Source organism: Fodinibius sp. Rm-B-1B1-1 (genome assembly GCF_038594945.1).
Classification (GTDB): domain Bacteria; phylum Bacteroidota; class Rhodothermia; order Balneolales; family Balneolaceae; genus Fodinibius; species Fodinibius alkaliphilus.
The window spans coordinates 1,481,763-1,502,501 of record NZ_JBCFYD010000001.1 but is presented as its reverse complement, the minus strand read 5'-3'; the positions used below and the strand labels follow the sequence as shown (position 1 = coordinate 1,502,501).

The following is a 20,739-nucleotide window of genomic DNA, read 5'->3' as shown; positions in this document are numbered from 1 at the left end:
GCTGATAAAATCTCCGATGAAAAAAGATAAGGTGAAGCAGAATCGACGGACGAAAAAGAACAAAAACTCGTCGAGAGATTCAAATCGCATCCTTATTAATGGCAATAATGGGCAAAAGAAAAACTATGGATCAGCAAAATCAAAGAAGGGATTATCTCTTCCTAAGCTGAAACCATGGAAAGTAATAGTAGGTGCAATAATTCTTGGTGCACTCGGCATCATTTATCTAAACCATGTGTTTGCAACACAGGAATTGCTACGTGAAGTCAACCAGCTTGAGGCTGAATATAATCGTGTTCAGCGGATGCATACCGATTATAAACTCATTTATGATCGGATGATTGGCCCAGCTGAAATTTATGAAAATGCCCAAAATGCCGGCTTCATCAATGGTGGTCCGGCCGAAAAGGTAATTGAGGTGAAAAAGTAGATGAAGAATCATTCTGCCATACTAAATCGCATGTTTATGGTCTTTGGACTGGTACTGCTGGTTCCATTTACCATTGGACTACAGCTGGTCCGCGTTAATTTTGTGGAGGGCGATGAGTTACGTCAACTCTGGAACGAACAAGCAATTGATTATATCCCCATACCGGCGCAGCGGGGCAACATTTATGATGAGGACGGCAGTCTGTTAGTAACTAACAACGTAGTATATAAAGCTGCAATCGATCCCAAAATAAATGGCTTAACTTCTGACCAAATTTCTCAGGTTTGTGATTCATTGGCAAAATATACCGGACAATCTGCAAGATTTTATCGACAAAAAATTAATCGTGCCCCAAACCGATCACGATATGTCGTCTTGAACAAACGAATTAATACTGAAGCCTATCAGGCACTGCAACAGCTCGACATTCGTGGAGTCATTTTGGAAGAAGAATATAAACGCAAATATAATTTCGAAACTTTAGCTGCCCATACCCTTGGTTTTGTAAACCACGATCTAACTGGTATGTCAGGACTTGAAAAGGAATACAATGAGAAACTTAGCGGTGAAGATGGTGTGCAGCAAGTTCGACGAGATCGAAATGGGCGCATCTATGCCTATTTGGGTGCACCACGTAAACAACCACGCCAAGGGTATTCGCTGCATACTACGATTGATTCACACATTCAAGCTATTGTAGAAGAAGAACTTAAAGCCGGGATTGAGAAAACCAGATCTACCAGCGGTTCTGCTATTGTCATGGATCCCCAGACAGGTGCCATTAAAGCAATGGCGAACTATCCCACATTCAACCCTAACAACCCTGCATCCCTTGACAAAACAAACCGCAGGAATTTTACGATCTCGGATATGATCGAACCCGGCTCTACTTTTAAACTCGTAACAGCTATTGCCGCAGTTGAACAAAACAAAGTCAAACTTAATGAACAGTTTGAGACTCCTGAGGATGGTAAAACATTGATTCACGGCCAATGGATGCGTGACCACGATCCGCTTGGGACCCTTTCATTTCCCGAAGTTATTCAAAAATCATCAAATATTGCCACGGCAGAAATTGCTATGCGCCTTTCCAAGGATGCATTTTACCAGTATGCCCGTAATCTTGGATTTGGAACTCCTACAAATATTGATCTTCCAAACGAAAAAAGTGGCCGCTTATCTAAACCCTATGAATGGAGCCAGGTCTCATTACCATGGATGTCGATAGGCTACGAATTACAAGTCACTCCTATTCAGTTGGCGCAGGCTTATGCCGCCTTTGCCAACGGTGGTACGATGATGCGTCCCTATCTGGTAAAACAGATAACTAATGGGCAAGGAAATATCGTTTCCAGAACTGAGAACGTACCAGTCCGAGAAATTGCCAAGAAATCTACGATCGAAAAACTGTATCCTATTTTTAAAGACGTTGTTTCTGATTCGGGTACTGCTAATTACGCGCAAGTACCCGGGCTTTCCATTGTTGGCAAAACCGGAACGGCACAGAAGTATATTGACGGGCAGTACCGTAATGAGTACCGCTCCTCTTTTGTAGGGGTATTTCCGGCTGAAAATCCCAAATATGTAACACTCATTGTATTAGATGATCCCGATACCTATCCCCCTTATGGAGGTGTTACGGCTGGACCTATTTTTAGAGAAACAGCCAATCGTATTGCCGGCCTGGATGATGATATTGAAAAACAGATTTTGCAACAGGAACAAGACAACGATGTTTGGGCTTATACTCCTAATCTTAAAGGATTAACGAAAGAAGATGCCCAAGCCCTGCTGACCAACCAAAATCTCTCCTACGAATTTGATGGAACCGGGGACTGGGTTGTAGACCAATCTCCTGACAGCGGAAACGAACTATCACCAAAAGATAATATTACCCTATCACTGTCGAACAGTATCTCACAAAACGAGGTTAAAGAGCTGTCTGAAGGATATTCAACCATTCCTGATGTAGGCGGTATGAGCATGCGAAAGGCTTCTGTACTATTGAACAGCCGTGGTTTTGAAATAAAAATGATTGGCTCAGGAACAATTTATACCCAATTTCCGCGTCCCGGCGACACGATGAAGCACGGTCGTACTGTAACAGTACGTGGAAAGGCTAAGCCATTGGAATCATTAACCACAAATGGTGTCAGCGAATGAATCTGAAAAAACTAATAGCACTTTGCAAACCAATTGAGGTCTCTGGTCCGGAACCTGACACCATCGGTATGCTCTGTAACGACTCTCGCAAAGTAACACCTGGTGATGTCTTTATTGCTATTGAAGGATTCCAGGCTGATGGACATACCTTTATTGATGATGCCATTGATAACGGGGCTTCGATTGTAATATCAGAAAAGCCTTTCCATACCGATAAAGAAGTTTGTGTTATCCAAGCTGAAGATACACGAGCTTTGATAGGACCATTGGCTCAAGAATTTTACGATAATCCAGCTCAAAGACTAACGATTGTTGGTATTACCGGTACAAATGGCAAAACCACCGTTGCAAACTTGGTGTACCAAAGCCTACAGAATCTTGGAGCGAACCCTTCCCTTCTGGGGACGGTTGCCAAACACATTGGTAATCAAAAAATGGATAGTACGTTGACCACCTCTGACCCTATTGAGCTTGCAGCTGATATGGCTCAAATGGTCGAAGCTGGTTCTACACACCTGGTGATGGAAGTTTCCTCACATGCTCTTGATCAACTGCGTGTTCGTGGAATTGATTTTCAAATTGCTGCCTTTACAAACCTCAGCCACGACCATCTGGATTATCACGAAGATTTAACCTCCTATGCCGAGGCAAAGAAAATATTATTTGATAACCTTGACCCCGATGCTACAGCTGTCATTAATGGTGATGATGATAAAGCCAGATTTATGGTGATGGATTGCCCAGCAAAGGTTATAGACTTCAGCTTTAAGAAAGCACTCAACGTTGATTGTCAAGTGCTTGAAAACACCATGGATGGGCTTATCATCCGTATCGATAAAACAATGGTTGAAAGCCCACTCGTTGGCATCTTCAATGCCTATAATCTGGCGCAAGCATTTATCATTTGCACAGTTATGGGATATAGTAACCAAGAAGTAAAAGAAGCCTTAGAAAATGCCCCGGGGGCAGCAGGTCGGCTCGAGCGCGTTGCTGGCTCAGAAGCAGAATACAATCCCGTTATTCTCGTGGATTATGCTCACACTCCCGATGCTTTGGAAAATGTAGCCTCTACCCTGGCTGCTGTCAAAGCTGAACAACAGCAACTCCATATTGTATTTGGATGTGGCGGGAATCGGGATAAAACAAAGCGCCCTACAATGGCGCAGATTGCCGAACAGTATGGCGATAACATAACCGTTACTTCAGACAATCCCCGGGACGAAGATCCTGATGCTATCATTGATGACATCATGAAAGGCTTCGAGAATCCCCAAAAGGTTAAGCGCATCACAGACCGCAAAAAAGCAATCGAATATGTAATAAAACATGCAGCGCCCAATACCATGATTTTAATTGCGGGCAAAGGTCACGAGACCTATCAGGAAATTAGAGGAGAGCGATTTGATTTTGATGATCGATTAATTGCTCGTAATGCATTAGGAAACCGAAATGTGAACCCTAAAAATGAGGATTCCTAATGTTATACGAACTCTTACATTGGTTGGAAGTAACCTATGAGCCACCGGGCTTTGGTGCTTTTGAATTTATCACTACGCGTGCCGCTATAGCTGCTGCTATGGCATTGTTTATCAGCATCATGATAGGCAAACGTATTATCGAATGGCTCGAAAAGATGCAGCTGCGCGAAGTCATCCGTGAAGATATTGGACTCGACACCCACTTGGGGAAGGCTCATACCCCAACTATGGGAGGACTAATCATCTTGTTGGCAATCTTGATTCCAGCCGCTTTCTGGATGAAAATGGACAGTATTTACACTTGGATGATTATTTTAGTCACACTCATTTTGGGGATCGTTGGCTTTGTAGATGATTATATCAAAGTAGTTAAAAAAGATAAATCTGGACTAAGTGGAAGGCTCAAAGTAGCCGGGCAAATATCTGTAGGATTAATGCTCGGCATCACGCTCTATTTGTGGCCCGACTTTCAGGACTTTAATACACTTTCTACCGTTCCGTTTCTGAAGAACGTAAATATCGATTACGCCATTTTAGGCGAAGCACTCGGATGGATTATATATATCCCCATGGTTGTTTTTGTGATTACTGCCGTAAGTAATGCCGTCAACTTAACCGATGGTCTTGATGGACTTGCGGCGGGTACGTCGGCCATTGCAGGACTTATTCTTGGTATTTTTGCTTATGTCTCCGGGCGAACCGACTTCTCAGATTTTCTCGATATCATTTACCTGCCGGGAGCTGGCGAACTCACCATTTTTGCAGCATCCCTGGTAGGAGCCTGCATGGGCTTTTTATGGTATAATACGCATCCCGCTTCGGTGTTTATGGGTGATACCGGATCGTTAGCCCTTGGTGGATCATTTGGCGCCATTGCATTGATGCTGCATAAAGAACTACTACTGCCCATTATCTGTGGGATATTTTTCGTAGAAACGATATCCGTAATCATCCAGACAACCTATTTCAAATATACCCGGCGAAAATATGGTGAAGGTAAGCGCGTATTTTTGATGACGCCAATCCATCACCACTTCGAAAAAAAGGGACTTCCAGAATCTAAAATCGTCGTACGTTTTTGGATTATTGCGGTACTTCTTGGAATTCTAAGCCTCTTAACTCTCAAGTTACGATGATAGATGTAGCAAATAGACATATCGTCGTTGTCGGTGCCGCCCGTAGCGGACTGGCCGCAGCATCGTTGCTTAAGCGCAAAGGGGCAGCCGTATTTGTAACTGATCACGGCCCGATTGAGGATTCTGCAAAAGAAAAATTGAGTCGCCTTAATATCAACTTTGAAGAACGCGGACATACTGAAAAGGCTAAAGGGGCAGCATTTTTAGTCATTAGTCCCGGCGTACCTACGGAAGCACCCTTAGTACAAGAATATTTAAACAACGGGAAAAAAGTATTTTCAGAAATTGAAGTGGCCAGCTGGTTTAACAAAAGCCCCATTGTGGCCGTAACTGGTAGTAACGGAAAAACAACAGTCACAAATTGGCTTGATCACACTTGGAAAAAAGCCGGCCGTAAACATGTAACCGCTGGCAATATCGGGTATGCATTTTCTGATACTGTGGACAGCACTACTAACGATGGTGAGGCGCTGTTAGAAGTAAGCAGTTTTCAGCTGGATCACATTGCTACTTTTAAACCGCATATCAGTCTGTTACTGAATATTACCGCTGATCATCTGGATCGCTATGACGAGGATTTTTCGAAATATGCAGCTTCAAAATTTCGCATTACCGAAAACCAAACTACAGACGATTGGTTTATTTACAACTACGATGATCCTACGATTACAAACCATGTATCATCACTGAAAAAAAAAGAAAATGGACCACGTCTCTTGGCTTTCTCGAACAAGCAGGAGATTCAAGAAGAAGACGGAGCATTTGTTCGAGACCAAAACATCATCCTAAAAATAGACCAACAGGAAGAGGTGCTCATGCCAACTAATGATGTACGACTTTCAGGTAAACACAATTTAAATAACGGGCTGGCAACAGCTCTTGCGGCCCGGGCTTCTGAAATCAAAAGTGATATTATTCGCGAAAGTCTGCGCACGTTCGAAGGAGTTGAACATCGCCTCGAACAAGTGCGAACAGTGAATGGAGTGAAGTATATCAACGATAGTAAAGCCACGAATATAAATGCAGTTTGGTATGCGCTGGATAGCTTTGATGTACCTCTAACCCTGATTTTAGGCGGACGTGATAAAGGAAATGATTACTCGGAATTGGTAGGCCAGATCCGCGAAAAAGTACATACGGTTATTGCGATTGGAGAAGCAAAACCCATGATTGAAGAGCAACTAAAATCGATAGTTCCGCACTTTAAAACGGCAAAAACCATGAATGATGCAGTACGATCTGCTAAAGAGGGAGCAAAGCGCGGCGAGGTAGTTTTGCTAAGCCCCGCCTGCTCTTCATTTGATATGTATGATAACTACGAACATCGAGGTAATGAATTTAAAAAAGCAGTAAATCGACTTTAATAACTCAGCCTTGAGTTTTCAGTTATCTGCTCATTATCAGATAGCTGAAAGCTGAAGACTGAAAACAGAAATTATGCTATACACAACGCCAAAAAATAACATATCATCGATACTGGGCACCAGCCCGGACGACATCGATACACCCAAGCAGGGTAGTGATCGTTTCTTGCTGGTATCGGTAATACTGCTGATGATTTTCGGCATGCTGGCGGTGTATTCGTCTATTGCCTTTTTTGCGGAGACGAAACATACCACTGCAGGCAGCCTTGTAGTAGGGCATGCCGTAAAAGTGGGTATTGCCTTTCTGGCTATGCTTATTGTTTCAAAAATTGACTATCATCTGCTGGCTAAATTTAGCCGACTGGGCGTTATTGTCAGCTGGATACTCCTGATTATAGTTCTTGGATTTGGGAATGAAGTATTTGGAGCAAAACGATCTTTAAATATTGGAGGATTTTCATTCCAGCCAGCGTCATTTGCAATCCCCACCCTGTTAATTCATATCTCAGTTTTATTAGAGCGAAAACAGGATTATATCAAAGACTTTAAACGCGCCTTCTTGCCCATCATGTTTTGGGTGATTATCACCTGTGGACTTATTGGTATCGAGGATTTTAGTAGTGCAGCACTACTCTTTGCACTTTCACTATTGGTGATGTTTGTGGGTCGAGTCAGTATGACGCAGTTGAGTACCCTGGTATTGATTGGCCTGCTTGGCGCCAGTGCCTTTGTGTGGCAATCCCCAGAACGCCAGAGCCGAATTGACCAATATGTAGATCAAATTGTTGATATCAACAGCACGGAATTTAACGTCAGTGAAGGATATCAGGCACAACAAGCTCATATTGCCATTGCGCAAGGTGAACTATTCGGAGTAGGAATCGGAAAAAGTACACAACGCAATTTCCTGCCAGCTCCTTATAATGATTTCATCTTTGCCATCATCGCTGAAGAGTATGGCCTTGTAGGTTCTGGGCTGGTTATTCTGATATTCACTGTTATCCTATTCCGCGGCATCGCGAAAATTGCCAAAAATGCCCCGGATATCATGGGAATGCTCATCGCCGTGGGCTGTACCCTAACTATTGTTCTATATGGATTTATTAATGCCGGCGTAGCAAGTGGATTGCTGCCCGTTACTGGTCTGCCTATGCCATTTGTGAGTTACGGAGGTACCAACATTCTCTTTGCAGGCATTATGATAGGTATCCTAATGAATATTTCGAAATACGACAGTAGCAAAAAAGCGGTGTTTTATGCATAGCGCTGCAACAAAGAACATATCATCGCACGACGGTCCAGACTCCGCTGCTATGGGTGCTGTTAAAGTACTCATAGCAGCCGGGGGTACTGGCGGTCATGTATACCCGGCCATCGCTATTGCTGATGCGCTACAAGATTCTCGTGCCGATACGGAAATACTCTTTGTGGGTACTAAAAGTCACATGGAATGGGAAGTCGTTGCCAAGGCTGGTTATGATATTACCAGCATCTGGATTAGCGGATTTCATCGCCGATTTACGCTTAAGAACCTGCTATTCCCAATAAAACTGGGAACAAGTATTGTTCAAAGCTTTGCGACTGTCAAAAAGTATAACCCTGATGTGGTTATCTCTTGCGGCGGTTATGTGGCTGGACCCGTCGGATGGGTTGCCGGTAAAATGGGTATCCCATTGATTATCCAAGAGCAAAATAGTTATCCCGGCGTAACCAATCGCATACTGGGGAAAAAAGCCGTACGCATTTTTACGGCCTTTGCTGATGCTGAAAAATATTTTCCGACAGATAAGGTAAAGTTAGCCGGAAATCCTACAAGAAAATCGTTGAGTATAAAAGATCGTAATGAAGCCTTACAAACGTTTGAGTTCAACAGTGATAAAAAGACGCTTCTCATCTTAGGTGGAAGTGGTGGTGCCAAAAGCATCAATGAGGCGATGCAGCAGAATATAAACAGGCTGCATAATGAATTGGATCTACAGATTATTTGGCAATGCGGAAAACGATATTTCGATAAGCTTAATAGTAAAATCGATACAACAGCTTTTAGCCATTTACGACTCAAGGATTTTATCCACGATATGCCAGCTGCTTATGCAGCGGCAGATTTAGTAATAAGTCGTGCCGGGGCCCTCTCCTGTTCGGAGCTGGCTCTAACGGGCAAGCCAAGCATCTTGGTCCCTTCGCCAAATGTAGCCGGTGACCATCAAACAAAAAATGCACGTTCAATGGTGGAAAATGGAGCTGCCGAATTACTGACTGACGATGAGTTAAATGATAAGCTGATAAATACAGTCAAAGAAATCATTAATAATGATCAAAAACTGGATAGTATGAACAAGGCTGCAAAGCAATTAGCGCGACCCGATGCAGCCAATGAAATCGCAACTGAAATCGTAGAATTGGTTAAATCAAAATAACTACGGTGTCATGCTGAACTTGTTTCAGCATCTAATAAAACGATGTTGAAGATCCTGAAATGAATTCAGGATGACACAGTTACAAAGTGATAAGACAAAAGATGAGTAAAAAAATACAAACACAACCTATTTTCGGGCGCACCCGCCATATCCACATGGTTGGTATTGGTGGCATCGGTATGAGTGGCATGGCTGAGATCCTGCTTCAAAAAGACTACAAAGTAACTGGCTCGGATGCCAACATGGGAGAAACGATTGAGCGTCTGCAAGAGCTCGGTGCTGATATTTCTATCGGCCACAATGCCCAAAATATCGAAGGCGCCGATGTAGTTGTGTTCACCAGTGCCGTGCAAGCCGAAGAAAATATTGAAACCAAGGCCGCACTGGAACAAGGTATTCCCGTTATCAAACGGGCCGAAATGCTGGCCGAACTGATGCGCATGAAGTATGGCGTAGGAGTAGCAGGAACCCACGGCAAAACAACGACTACGACTATGATTGGGCACGTGATCCAGGATGGCAGCTTTGATCCCACTATCATGGTTGGCGGCAAAGTGCACAGTTTTTCCAAGACCAATGCCGTAGTTGGTAAAGGTGATATTATCGTGGTTGAAGCCGATGAGTTTGACCGCACCTTTTTGCGGCTTACGCCAAGTTTGGGGGTTATTACAAATATTGAGGCCGAACATCTGGATATATATGACAACTTAGAGGATGTAAAGGATGCCTTTATCGAATTTGCCAACAAAGTTCCCTTTTACGGGGCCGTAGCACTTTGCCTTGATGATCCGAATGTACGGAGTATTATTCCATCGATAGAACGTCGCACAATCACTTATGGATTAACGCCACAAGCCCAGGTGCGTGCCGTTGATATTGAGGTAGATCATTTTACCAGCACCTTTACCGTAATTAATGAAGGCGAAGAACTTGGTCAAATCAACTTGGAGGCACCCGGCGAACACAATGTGAAAAATGCCTTAGCTGCTGTAGCTGTAGGACTTGAACTGGATATCGATTTCGAAGAGATAAAGTCCGGTCTGGAACGCTTTCAAGGAGTATTTCGACGTTTCCAGCTTAAAACAGAAACCGATGATGTGATGGTGATCGATGATTATGCGCATCATCCAACGGAAGTACAGGCTACGCTTGATGCGGCTCGCAAAGGATGGAAAGACCGTCGCATTATTGCGGTATTTCAGCCACATTTGTATTCGCGAACGCAAGAACTCTACAAAGAATTTGGAACTTCTTTTTTCGATGCCGAGGTGTGCGTTATTACAGATGTGTATCCATCACGCGAAGAACCCATCGAAGGTGTGACTGGAAAATTGATTGCCGACGTCGCCAAGGAATATGGCCACAGAAAGGTGCATTATGTAGAGGATAAAACCGGATTGCCGGACAAGCTTGAAGAAATTGTTGAACCGGGTGATGTAATCATTACGATGGGCGCCGGAGATATTTATAAATATGGAGAAGAATTTGTTGAAAAACTGGAAGCAGGAATATCAAAATTGAAATAAAAAAACTGAGCTAAATCGAAATAATTAACGTGTCATGCTGAACTTGTTTCAGCATCCATGATAGAAAAATAATTGCACCAGATCCTGAAACGAATTCAGGATGACATGAAGTAGAATAAATGACTAAAAACAAGCAACATACTAAATCCCAAAACAGCACAAGCGCCTGGCCGTGGATTGCCGGTGCGGTATTAGTGTTGGGACTGGCTATTGTTGGAGGACTTTATTGGAGCTCAACAATGAAGGTTGAGCAGGTACAGTTTTCAGGGAATCATTTTGTATCCGAAAAGGACCTGAAACTTATTGATGTACCTACCGGCATGCACCCTGACAGTATGGACTTCGGTGCTATCAGAAATGATTTTGAAAAGCTTGCTTACGTCAAACATGCCGACATCAGTGTAGCGCCAAATGGGAAAATGAGTATCGGCATTAACGAACGTGAACCAATTGCTCTGCTTGTTGACGGCAGCAAAAAAATCTATGTGGATAACGAAGGTATTCGACTGCCAATAGTACCTGGCAAGGCGGTGGATGTCCCCATTTTGTATGGGTTTTCGGCAGCCCCCATGCAGGATACGTTAAATAACGAAGCCTTTGGGACCGTTTCGGAATTTTTAAACTCGGTGCGTCAAAGTGATGTTTCGGATGCTACCATTAGTGAAATAGCATGGACATCCTCAAACGAAGGCATTGTCGCACTGACAAGCCAAAATGGTGTAAAACTGATTTTTGGGAAAGGAGATTTTAAGAATCGACTTCGCAACTGGGAAGCATTTTATGGCGAAGTCATCAAAAAGAAAGGTATTGAAAAGATGCGTTCTGTTGACCTTCGATTTGAGGGACAGATTGTAACTCGTGAACAATAAAACATGAATTAAAATAAGAACTACGGTGTCATTCTGAACTCGTTTCAGAATCTAACAAACGAAATGTGTAAAGGTGCTGAAACCCCGAAGAATCGGGACACAACAAGTTCAGCATGACATGATGACTAAATAAATCACATAACAGTACGTGAATAACATTATGGAAGAACAAGAAGACAGAATTGTCGTTGGTCTGGATATCGGTACTACAAAAGTATGCGCCATTGTCGCGTCTATCGATCCACAAGATAGAATCCATATTCTGGGCGTGGGTAAGGCGCCGAGTGACGGGCTCAATCGCGGGGTAGTTGTCAACATCGACAAAACCGTTAATGCCATTCAAACGGCTGTTGAACAAGCTCAGCTGGCATCTGGCATCGAAGTCAATTCAGTAAATGTCGGAATTGCTGGTGACCATATCCGTAGTATGCGCAGCAAAGGGGTCATCACAATCAACAACCGTGATAATGAGATTACTGTTGATGATGTTGAACGCCTGCTTGAAGATTGTCAGCGCATTATGCTGCCGACTGACCAGCAGATTATTCACGTAATTCCACAAGAATTTGTCGTTGACGGACAGGATGGCATCCAAGATCCTGTCGGTATGAGTGGCATGCGTATGGAGGCCGAAGTCCACATTATTACCGGACTTGTTTCCGCTGCCAAAAATATCTACCGATGCGTTGAGCGTGCTGGTTATCAGGTGGCCGATATCATCCTTGAACCACTTGCCTCTTCCTATTCCGTACTCGATGAAGAAGAGAAAGAAGCCGGCGTTGTGCTGGTGGATATCGGAGGCGGTACTACAGACGTGGCAATCTTCCAGGATAACACGATCCGTCATACAGCTGTTATCGCCATTGCCGGTAAAAAGGTTACTGATGATATCCGTGTAGGATTAAGCGTGTTGGATGACCAAGCCGAAAAACTTAAGCGTGAACACGGAGAAGCTTATGTGGATATGATTGAAGAAGACGAGGCCATTACTGTACCTGGCATTGCAGGACGTCCACCCAAAGAAATTACCAAAAGTATTCTGGCAAAAATCATCCAGGCGCGCATGGAAGAGATCCTGGAGATCGTAGCCATCGAAGTAAAACGCAGTGGCTATGCCGATTCGCTCAGTGCTGGTGTAGTACTTAGCGGCGGTGGTTCGCTGATTAAGAATGTATGTCCACTGGCCAACGAAATTTTGGGCATGGACGCCAAGATCGGCAAGCCAATTGGCCTGAGCGGCGGACTTATTGAAGAAGTTAATAATCCAATTTATGCAACAGGTGTCGGACTGGTTATGCATGCTATTAAAACTGGTTCCGGACCTACAAATCAGGCTATCGTCCCGTCATCCACCAAGGGATCAAGCGTGGAAAAGGTAATGAATCGTATTGCCGAACGGATGAAGAGCTGGTTCAAAGAACTTTAAAAAATATGCCGGCAGCCATATCTGCTGTCACAAAGAGAAAAACATATAGCAATCAAATAGCAATAAATAGTACACAGCAATCAAAAAAAGGAGTAAATATTATGTCTAACCTAAACTCTCGTTTTAGTTTTGACATCGACGGTCAAGACAATGCGAAAATAAAAGTGATAGGTGTTGGAGGCGGCGGAGGCAATGCCGTTAACAACATGATCGAGAAAGGCCTGACCAGTGTGGAGTACATCGCTCTTAACACCGATGCACAGGCACTAAAAAACAGCATGGCAGATCTGACCATCCAAGTGGGAGCAAACCTCACGAATGGACTTGGCGCCGGAGCACGTCCTGAGATTGGCAGAGAAGCCGTGGAAGAAAATCGACACGAAATTGAAGAAGCGATCGAAGGCGCGGATATGGTCTTCGTTACGGCTGGAATGGGCGGTGGTACCGGAACAGGGGGCGCTCCCGTTGTATCAGGTATTGCCAAACGCAAAGGCATTTTGACGGTTGGAATTGTGACTACGCCTTTCGATTGTGAAGGGCCCAAGCGAATGAAGTATGCCCTTGAAGGCATTACGGAACTCAAGAAAAACAGTGACACCGTAATTGTCATCCCCAATGAACGCCTGATGGATATTGCGGATGAAGATACGACGCTCTTGGAGGCTTTTGAACAGGCCAACCAAGTGCTCTATAATGCGACACGTGGTATCTCGGATCTCATCCTGATGCCTGGTCTTATCAACCTTGACTTTGCTGATGTACGCACAACCATGCTCGATGGTGGAGCTGCTATCATGGGTGCAGCCAATGCTACAGGAGAAGACCGAGCTGAAATTGCAGCGCGCGAAGCTATTAATTCTCCCCTGTTAGATGGGGTTAGCATTAATGGGGCGCGCAATGTGCTGGTCAATATTTCATCGGGTGCCGATCTCGGAATGAAAGAAACCAATACAGCCACGAGTATCATCCAGCAAGAGGCCGGCGAAAATGCCGAGATCATTCTGGGTACTGTACTTGATGAGAGCTTCGATGGTGAACTCCGCGTTACTGTTATTGCCACGGGGTTCGATCTGGCTGAAAGCAGTAAGGAAGCACGGGTTGCTCCAAATTCGCAAAAGAACCAACAGAAGAAAGAGGCAAAATCTGATGATTTAGATATGCCCAAGGCCAGTGACGTTACGGGACACAGCCGTTACTCTGCTACCAATGAACCATTTTATAAAGGTGAAAAGAACCTTAAGCAGATGGATCAACCGGCGTTCCATCGTCGTGGACTTAAAAATGTAAGCCCAATGAATAAGGATGAAGAGCAACAAAACAAGAACCAAAATGAAATGCAGGACGAGCAGGAAAAAAGCAATGAGTTGCTCAATAATCGCCGTGAACGAATCGACAAAACCGATTCCGATCAACCGGCATTCCTGCGCAAAATCATGGATTAAGACCGCTGATTACTATCCGGTTTAGATTGCTATGTACATAACGGAATGACCAACGTTAGTTGAACTCATTCCAATCCCTTTACTCTGGGATTTTGATTGCTATAAATTATGAAAGGAGTCCTTTGATCGGGACTCCTTTTTTTTATTCTGTCTAAAAAACTTCAACAATCAATTTTAAAGCCATCGCAACCGCCAAAAGGGAAAAAGCATATTGCAAATAACGGCGATTTATTTTCAGATTGAATAAAGCTCCCAGAAAACCTCCCAACAGACCTCCAACAGCCAATGGAAATGCCGCTCCAAAATCTACATAACCCCAGTGGAATGAGGAAAGCGTACCAATATCATTGCCTGTCAATCCAAGCTGTATCCATCCTGATAGTGAAATTAATACGATAGCCAATGAAGAGATACTAACCGAGCGGGCGAAGTTTTTTTTGAACAGAAGATTCATCAATGGCACCATTACGCCACCGCCACCAATACCGGCCAGGGCTGCAACAAATCCACCGAGACCACCTGTTACCAAAGACTGTGGCAACGTCATTTCATCATCATTTTGCTCAAGATCATTTTGCGATCTCGAACCCCGCCGATAAAACATATATGCCACGTAAATTAACAACAGACTAAAAAAGATAACGAACTCCTGCTGGCTATAATATGGAGATGTGATCACCAACTTACCCAGATACACACCTCCGGCTCCCATGAGTCCTACTTTGATGCCATCCCACCAGTAAAAATTCTGCTGCTGAAATTGTCGGACCGAACTCCCAAAAGCGGCAATAAACGTACAGAAAAGCGAACTTCCAATCGTTAAGACCACCGGATTTTCTATACCCGCATCATTAAATACGATAAACAGAATAGGGGTAAAAAGAATCCCACCCCCTAACCCAAAAAGTCCGGCTACTATTCCTGCAACAACGCCCAATAATAAAAGGATTACTATTTCCATCAGATACTGAACTCTCCTTGCATTACAGTACAGGTTTCTCCGGCTATTTCCACCCTACTTTCTTTATGATGACAATATACTGTGCCCCCTCTTTTAGAAACTTGTCGGCCGACCAACGTTTCTCTATCAAGCCTTTTACTCCAATAAGGTGTCAACATGGTATGCGCCGAGCCCGTCACCGGATCTTCATCAACGCCAGCCGCCGGGGCAAAAAAACGAGATACAAAATCGTATTCGTCGCTTGGAGCCGTAACAATAATACCACGCACATCGGCTTTAGCCAACGCTCGGATATCAGGATCTAAACTTCGAACTTGTTCTTCATTATCAACCACATACAAATAATCAGTATCCCGATAGAGCTCATTGGCAGAAATACCTACTGCTTTCTCTAAAAATGATGGTGTTTCGGCTTTATTTAGTTGAGCCGTCGGAAAATTCATTACCAGTCTATCATCTTCCTCCTGCACGTTTAGTTCACCACTGTTGGAATCAAACCGGATCGTTTTCTGATCGTAATTAAGATGCTCGAAAAGTACATGCGCCGAAGCCAGTGTGGCATGTCCACATAAATCTACTTCGGTTGTAGGCGTAAACCACCGTAGCCGATAGCCCTCATCCTGCTCAACAAAAAAAGCTGTTTCGGAAAGGTTATTTTCCATGGCAATCTGTTGCATCAGATCATCGGTCAGCCATTCATCCAGCGGACAAACAGCAGCAGGATTACCTTCGAAGGGGTTCGAAGCAAAAGCATCAACTTGGTAAATGGGTAATTTCATGAGATTAATAAGAATCTACATTTAGTTATCAAAAATTTCCCTCAAGGGGATTTACTCTGTGGAATTAACAATAATTTTGCTCTTTTCAAATTCATCATTTCCGCAACAAGAAGCTTATATTACGAACTATCTAAAACTATCAATCTACTTATACATTTACAGATCCTGATCCTGAACTACTTTCGGGACTGGATGACACGAGCCAGAAAACAAATATGCACTTATTCCCGGAACACCTGAGCGATAAAATTGGATTTGAGTCGATTCGAAAAGCTACACTCAAAAAAGCACAATCTGAGATGGCTCGTAATCAGCTCAATACCATGATGCCATTTTCAGATCGAGATGTTATTGAGCGACGACTGCAGCAAACCAAGGAAATGATGGATCTGCTGCTCAACGACTCGGCCTTCCCTCTTCGGAACCTGCACGACGTCCGTGATTACCTCGAAAAGGCTCGTCCCCAAAATAGCATTATTCCACTGCAGGCTTTTGTGGAAATCCTGGAACTTAGTATTACAGCCCGAATTGTAAAATCGTTTATCAATCAGCGTGAAGAACACTACCCGACCCTTAAAGACATAGCAGTAGGACTCATTCCGCTAAAAGATCTGGAAGACACCTTACAGGATGTCCTTACTGAAAACGGTGAGCTCCGCAGTGATGCCAGTCCCAAGCTCCAAAGTATCCGAAACAAAATTAACAAGCGTCGCAACGATCTTCGCACAACCATTAATCGGGTGATGGGACGTCTATCAAAAGAAGGAATGACGTCTGATGAGGGAGCCACGATCCGTAACGGACGCATGGTAATTCCCGTGCAGGCCGAATACAAACGCAAGGTCAAGGGCTTTGTGCATGATGTCTCTTCATCAGGACAAACGGTATATGTAGAACCGGTGGATGCGCTTGAAATTAATAACGAAATTCGTGAGTTGGAATCCGAAGAGAAACAAGAGATCGATCGTATTCTGCGTGAGCTCACCACTCATGTTCGCAAAAATCGCGATTCCATCCGCCAAAACCTGGAAACCCTTACTACCTTTGATGTTATCTCCGCAAAAGCGCGGCTTAGTATTGAGTTGGATGGATTTGTGCCCGTAATATCAGAAACACCACACCTGTATCTAAAAGAAGCATATAACCCACTCCTGTTGCTTAAAAATTTATCCCTTTCCGAAGGCCAACAGGAAAAAGTGGTACCGTTGGATATGGAATTGACTAAAGATGAGCGATGCTTGGTCATAACGGGTCCCAATGCGGGTGGGAAATCGGTTGCGCTTAAAACGTTGGGACTATGCTGTATGATGATTCAATCCGGCTTTGCTATTCCGGCCCGGGACAGTTCCGAGCTCCCTATCTTCGAAAGCATTTTTGTTGATATGGGCGATGACCAATCCATTGAAAATGATTTAAGCACCTTTTCGTCACGACTCGAATGGATGAAGCATACGCTGGCAAATGCTGATGAGGATAGCTTGGTGCTAATCGACGAGGCCGCGGCCGGAACTGATCCCGAGGAAGGGGGAGCGCTGTTTCAATCCCTCATCGAAATTCTAATGGCGCGTAATACCAAAACCTTAGTGACTACGCACCATGGATCGCTCAAAGTCTTTGCCCATGATCACGAATACGCCGTGAATGGCTCAATGGAATTTGATCAGGATACTTTGTCTCCAACTTATCGTTTTAAAAAAGGCGTACCGGGTAGCAGCTATGCTTTTGAAATTGCCGAGCGGATGAATCTCCAAAGTGTATTGCTGTCCAGTGCTCGCACGTTACTTGGCGAATCAAAAAGTAATATGGAAACGCTCATCAGTGAGCTGGAAGCTAAGACCCAAGAAGCTGAAGAGCTCAAAGAAAAATATGACGAGCTTCAATCCCACACCCAGAAAGAGCGAAATCGTTATGAAGAAAAGCGCTCCGCCCTTGAAAAAGAGAAAGAAGAAATTCGAGAGAAAGCACTGAAAGAGGCCAAAGAAATTATGGACTCCGCCAACCGGAAAATTGAGGAAGCCGTGGAGCGCATTGTTGAAAAAGGCCAGAAAGATGATGAAGCCATTAAAGAGGCACGCAAAGAAGTTGAAGCCCACCGCCAAAAGGTAGAATCGGATTTACACGAACTGGAAGAAGAGCAACAAGAGCAGTATCAGGATTCCTCAGAAAAGCCTAAGGTTGGTGACCTTGTCCGTCTTAAAGATGCAAACACAACGGGTGAGCTCAAAGAAGTAAACGGCAATAAGGCAGTTATTTCTGCAGGTGGACTGCGGGTAAAAACGAAGTACAATAAGCTCATTAAAGTGGAAGATGCCTCGGATCGAAAGCCGAAAAAACAAAAGGTGAAAGTGAACTTTGAGGATGGCAGTCGGTTTAAAATGGTAAAACCCCAACTCAGCATCCGAGGCATGCGTGGTGATGCTGCTATGAAGAAAGTACAACGTTATATTGATGATGCCGTTGCAGCCGGACGGAGTGACGTGCAGATTATCCACGGCAAAGGCGAAGGCATCCTAAAAAAGTTGGTGCACGAATATCTAAATAAGCGAAATGAAGTTAAGGGATACGAGATGGCGCCAATCTCTCAAGGCGGTGCCGGTTGTACAATAGTGAGATTTAAGTGATTACAAACCTTCAAATTGACCTACCCTTAGTGAAAACCCAATTCCACCAAACGGCTGCTCTGTATTAACATTTGCGAAACCATAAATTCCTAAAGCCATAAAAGATATAGGTTGCCATGAAAGTTGCCCTCTTAATGGAAAGCCAATACTTGTATCCACTGACTTTTTTGTTCCTTTACCAAGCAAATCAGAATATCCACTTCCTCCTATTACTGCTACTCCCGTCCCAGCAGAAAGATAAAAAGCACGATAACTCATACTTCGCCCATAGATCAAGGCTATATCCCAAGTCTCTGCTCCAAAGTCAAAATCTGTACTTGTAGTACTTATTGAAAAAAGATGGTTATTATAATCAGCCATTAGTCCTGCCTGTAAACCTGTCCCCAAGGTAGTAAGTGAAGGACCGCCCTCCACCCAATAGTTTACATCGGAATCACCTTTTTGAACTGACTGGCTATAGCTATTTGAAACACCTGTCATAAATATGAAAGATAACAAGATAAAAATGGATCGTAATCTTACTATAGGAAATTGATCAAACCTGAAAATCATATCTTAAAACCTTGTATTTACAACATTCGCAAAATCAGAACCAAAGGTATATGAAAGGGAAATAGCCCCGTAAATTGAATAATCAGTAGCCAACTCTTTTTGTTGTAAAAGTACATCCTCAATAGATGTATCACCTTTTGGCAGTGAAAGCTGATCTTGAATCATTTCAATACGAGTGTAGAAACTAAGTGAGAGCCCTTCTGTTAATCGAACAGAAATATCCCCAAACATTTCTGTCCGACGTTGGCTAAAGTCATGAAAATAATGAGAGCCTTCAACTCCACCTTGAATCTGGCCCCATGGCTGTTTTATGCGAACAGAAGCTGATAACTCTTGATTTAACAAATTCTCAGTATACTGTTTATAAATCGTCTGCTCATAATAATCAGCATAAACATATCCTACCCGATACGTGAAAGTAAATGATTTTCGCGTTGCCTGTTGGTAGGGAAATATATTGTATTCAATCCCTGGTGTTAATCGAAATCGATGTCGATAATTACGATCATTTCGGGTTAGATAATCACTGAAAACTCCTAAAGACCAATGATCATTAAGGCTCTTGATAACATAACTATTAATTCCATGTCTGTGCCGTCTACTTGTTATGGGAGCGTCTTCTCCCTCCTGATCTATTTCATCATATTCATAATTAAAGTACGGTCGAAACCTGATTTTCCACTCATCAGTTACATGATCAGCATAAAATCCCCACCTTGAATCAAACTCCTTTTGGTTCGACTCTAAATCTAACCGCAGACTTCCAGCATAAACCCTAAATACCCAGTAATTCCAAGGATCATTTATTTCTGAGTCAGTACGTTGATTAGATTCACTCCCGAGATATTCAAGTTGATACATTGATGGGTCAGAAACTTGTATTACATATCCCACAAGCCCTATTTTTATAACCTCATTTAACCCCTCCCTTCTTTCATCAGCAGAAGCTTCACGGCCTACATCATGATTTAATGTATATTTAATGCCGTTGAAATCGCCATAACCAATAAAAGTCAGTTCGTATCGCCGACCGCCACTCCCTGTATTTTCATAGGTTATAAAGAGGTGAATATCTGCCGGCTTCGGATCTCTTACATAATTGACAAACTTAATTTGACGACGTATGTGATTATAATCGCAAGATTGGCAATCTATATAAACACTAAGCTCTGATGATCTGCTATTATCAAGCGTATCCTGTTGGTCTTGAGCACCCACAGCCGAAGAAATAGCAACAAAAATAAATAATAGTCCCATCCAAAACTTTCCTTTCTGACTACATAAGCAAAGAGAAGAAAAAAGGTTGTACTGGTTTTCCAAACTCTTTGTATTCGCTGTAATCATCCTATAATTCTCCATCAATTTACCCCAAAAAAACCGCTCTTTATTTTTGAAAAATCCCTAACTTAAAACAAATAAAATACAGGCAGGCAGATGGTAATAAACAAATTAGGACTAATCATCATTAATAAAATATTAATACATTTATCCTCTGCTATTAATATATTTTTACAACCAGCAAAAATTACTGATCATTATTTTATCTTTTGGTCAGTTTTATTTTGCTCTCTTTCT

16 protein-coding genes are annotated in these 20,739 nt (G+C 43.2%); 12 read left to right on the top strand and 4 right to left on the bottom strand.

Features of this window, described 5'->3' with window-relative positions; genetic code table 11:
• Positions 1-16: 16 nt before the first annotated feature.
• The 11 genes from AAFH98_RS06795 to ftsZ all read left to right on the top strand — a co-directional run bounded on the left by AAFH98_RS06795 (position 17) and on the right by ftsZ (position 14,251).
• Positions 17-430, top strand: a complete 414-nt coding sequence (locus AAFH98_RS06795; RefSeq protein WP_342521943.1) for a hypothetical protein — start codon at positions 17-19, stop codon at positions 428-430.
• On the top strand, positions 431-2,593 hold the full coding sequence (locus AAFH98_RS06790; RefSeq protein ID WP_342521942.1) for a penicillin-binding transpeptidase domain-containing protein: 2,163 nt from the start codon (positions 431-433) through the stop codon (positions 2,591-2,593).
• Positions 2,590-4,071 carry a UDP-N-acetylmuramoyl-L-alanyl-D-glutamate--2,6-diaminopimelate ligase gene (locus tag AAFH98_RS06785; RefSeq protein WP_342521941.1) on the top strand — a complete coding sequence of 494 codons (1,482 nt, stop codon included), beginning with the start codon at positions 2,590-2,592 and terminating at the stop codon, positions 4,069-4,071. The genes AAFH98_RS06790 and AAFH98_RS06785 overlap by 4 nt, the downstream gene beginning before the upstream one ends.
• The gene (mraY, locus tag AAFH98_RS06780; protein WP_342521940.1) at positions 4,071-5,207 is read left to right on the top strand and encodes a phospho-N-acetylmuramoyl-pentapeptide-transferase; all 1,137 of its coding nucleotides are present in this window, start codon (positions 4,071-4,073) and stop codon (positions 5,205-5,207) included. The genes AAFH98_RS06785 and mraY overlap by 1 nt, the downstream gene beginning before the upstream one ends.
• Positions 5,204-6,571, top strand: coding sequence for a UDP-N-acetylmuramoyl-L-alanine--D-glutamate ligase (murD, locus tag AAFH98_RS06775; protein WP_342521939.1), 1,368 nt, complete (start codon positions 5,204-5,206; stop codon positions 6,569-6,571). Before mraY ends, murD begins: the two co-directional genes overlap by 4 nt.
• Positions 6,572-6,644: 73 nt before the next feature.
• The gene (locus tag AAFH98_RS06770) at positions 6,645-7,835 is read left to right on the top strand and encodes an FtsW/RodA/SpoVE family cell cycle protein (protein WP_342521938.1); all 1,191 of its coding nucleotides are present in this window, start codon (positions 6,645-6,647) and stop codon (positions 7,833-7,835) included.
• A complete protein-coding gene (murG, locus tag AAFH98_RS06765; protein ID WP_342521937.1) occupies positions 7,828-8,988 on the top strand; it encodes an undecaprenyldiphospho-muramoylpentapeptide beta-N-acetylglucosaminyltransferase in 1,161 nt (386 codons plus the stop codon). Before AAFH98_RS06770 ends, murG begins: the two co-directional genes overlap by 8 nt.
• Positions 8,989-9,116: 128 nt before the next feature.
• Positions 9,117-10,514 carry a UDP-N-acetylmuramate--L-alanine ligase gene (gene murC, locus AAFH98_RS06760; RefSeq protein WP_407935493.1) on the top strand — a complete coding sequence of 466 codons (1,398 nt, stop codon included), beginning with the start codon at positions 9,117-9,119 and terminating at the stop codon, positions 10,512-10,514.
• A gap of 119 nt (positions 10,515-10,633) precedes the next feature.
• A complete protein-coding gene (locus tag AAFH98_RS06755) occupies positions 10,634-11,383 on the top strand; it encodes a cell division protein FtsQ/DivIB (RefSeq protein WP_342521935.1) in 750 nt (249 codons plus the stop codon).
• Between the two features lie 160 nt (positions 11,384-11,543).
• The gene (gene ftsA / locus AAFH98_RS06750; RefSeq protein WP_342521934.1) at positions 11,544-12,809 is read left to right on the top strand and encodes a cell division protein FtsA; all 1,266 of its coding nucleotides are present in this window, start codon (positions 11,544-11,546) and stop codon (positions 12,807-12,809) included.
• A gap of 101 nt (positions 12,810-12,910) precedes the next feature.
• Positions 12,911-14,251, top strand: a complete 1,341-nt coding sequence (ftsZ, locus tag AAFH98_RS06745) for a cell division protein FtsZ (RefSeq protein ID WP_342521933.1) — start codon at positions 12,911-12,913, stop codon at positions 14,249-14,251.
• Between the two features lie 151 nt (positions 14,252-14,402).
• Here ftsZ and AAFH98_RS06740 read toward each other — a convergent pair whose 3' ends face one another.
• Together AAFH98_RS06740 and AAFH98_RS06735 are read right to left on the bottom strand one after the other, a co-directional pair.
• Positions 14,403-15,212 (bottom strand): sulfite exporter TauE/SafE family protein, encoded by an 810-nt coding sequence (locus AAFH98_RS06740; protein ID WP_342521932.1) that lies wholly within the window; start codon positions 15,210-15,212, stop codon positions 14,403-14,405.
• Positions 15,212-15,991, bottom strand: coding sequence for a PhzF family phenazine biosynthesis protein (locus AAFH98_RS06735; protein ID WP_342521931.1), 780 nt, complete (start codon positions 15,989-15,991; stop codon positions 15,212-15,214). The genes AAFH98_RS06740 and AAFH98_RS06735 overlap by 1 nt, the downstream gene beginning before the upstream one ends.
• Positions 15,992-16,206: 215 nt before the next feature.
• Here AAFH98_RS06735 and AAFH98_RS06730 point away from each other — a divergent pair, with 215 nt between their 5' ends.
• Positions 16,207-18,612 carry an endonuclease MutS2 gene (locus AAFH98_RS06730; protein ID WP_342521930.1) on the top strand — a complete coding sequence of 802 codons (2,406 nt, stop codon included), beginning with the start codon at positions 16,207-16,209 and terminating at the stop codon, positions 18,610-18,612.
• Here the strand turns inward: AAFH98_RS06730 and AAFH98_RS06725 are convergent, their stop codons facing one another.
• Positions 18,613-19,164 (bottom strand): hypothetical protein, encoded by a 552-nt coding sequence (locus AAFH98_RS06725; RefSeq protein ID WP_342521929.1) that lies wholly within the window; start codon positions 19,162-19,164, stop codon positions 18,613-18,615.
• A gap of 3 nt (positions 19,165-19,167) precedes the next feature.
• The gene (locus AAFH98_RS06720; RefSeq protein ID WP_342521928.1) at positions 19,168-20,421 is read right to left on the bottom strand and encodes a hypothetical protein; all 1,254 of its coding nucleotides are present in this window, start codon (positions 20,419-20,421) and stop codon (positions 19,168-19,170) included.
• Positions 20,422-20,739 lie beyond the last annotated feature (318 nt).

Coding starts and splice junctions, on each gene's coding strand:
- AAFH98_RS06795 (WP_342521943.1), top strand. CDS start 17: ATGAAAAAAGATAAGGTGAAGCAGAATCGACGGACGAAAAAGAACAAA.
- AAFH98_RS06790 (WP_342521942.1), top strand. CDS start 431: ATGAAGAATCATTCTGCCATACTAAATCGCATGTTTATGGTCTTTGGA.
- AAFH98_RS06785 (WP_342521941.1), top strand. CDS start 2,590: ATGAATCTGAAAAAACTAATAGCACTTTGCAAACCAATTGAGGTCTCT.
- mraY (WP_342521940.1), top strand. CDS start 4,071: ATGTTATACGAACTCTTACATTGGTTGGAAGTAACCTATGAGCCACCG.
- murD (WP_342521939.1), top strand. CDS start 5,204: ATGATAGATGTAGCAAATAGACATATCGTCGTTGTCGGTGCCGCCCGT.
- AAFH98_RS06770 (WP_342521938.1), top strand. CDS start 6,645: ATGCTATACACAACGCCAAAAAATAACATATCATCGATACTGGGCACC.
- murG (WP_342521937.1), top strand. CDS start 7,828: ATGCATAGCGCTGCAACAAAGAACATATCATCGCACGACGGTCCAGAC.
- AAFH98_RS06755 (WP_342521935.1), top strand. CDS start 10,634: ATGACTAAAAACAAGCAACATACTAAATCCCAAAACAGCACAAGCGCC.
- ftsA (WP_342521934.1), top strand. CDS start 11,544: ATGGAAGAACAAGAAGACAGAATTGTCGTTGGTCTGGATATCGGTACT.
- ftsZ (WP_342521933.1), top strand. CDS start 12,911: ATGTCTAACCTAAACTCTCGTTTTAGTTTTGACATCGACGGTCAAGAC.
- AAFH98_RS06740 (WP_342521932.1), bottom strand. CDS start 15,212: ATGGAAATAGTAATCCTTTTATTATTGGGCGTTGTTGCAGGAATAGTA.
- AAFH98_RS06735 (WP_342521931.1), bottom strand. CDS start 15,991: ATGAAATTACCCATTTACCAAGTTGATGCTTTTGCTTCGAACCCCTTC.
- AAFH98_RS06730 (WP_342521930.1), top strand. CDS start 16,207: ATGCACTTATTCCCGGAACACCTGAGCGATAAAATTGGATTTGAGTCG.
- AAFH98_RS06725 (WP_342521929.1), bottom strand. CDS start 19,164: ATGATTTTCAGGTTTGATCAATTTCCTATAGTAAGATTACGATCCATT.
- AAFH98_RS06720 (WP_342521928.1), bottom strand. CDS start 20,421: ATGGGACTATTATTTATTTTTGTTGCTATTTCTTCGGCTGTGGGTGCT.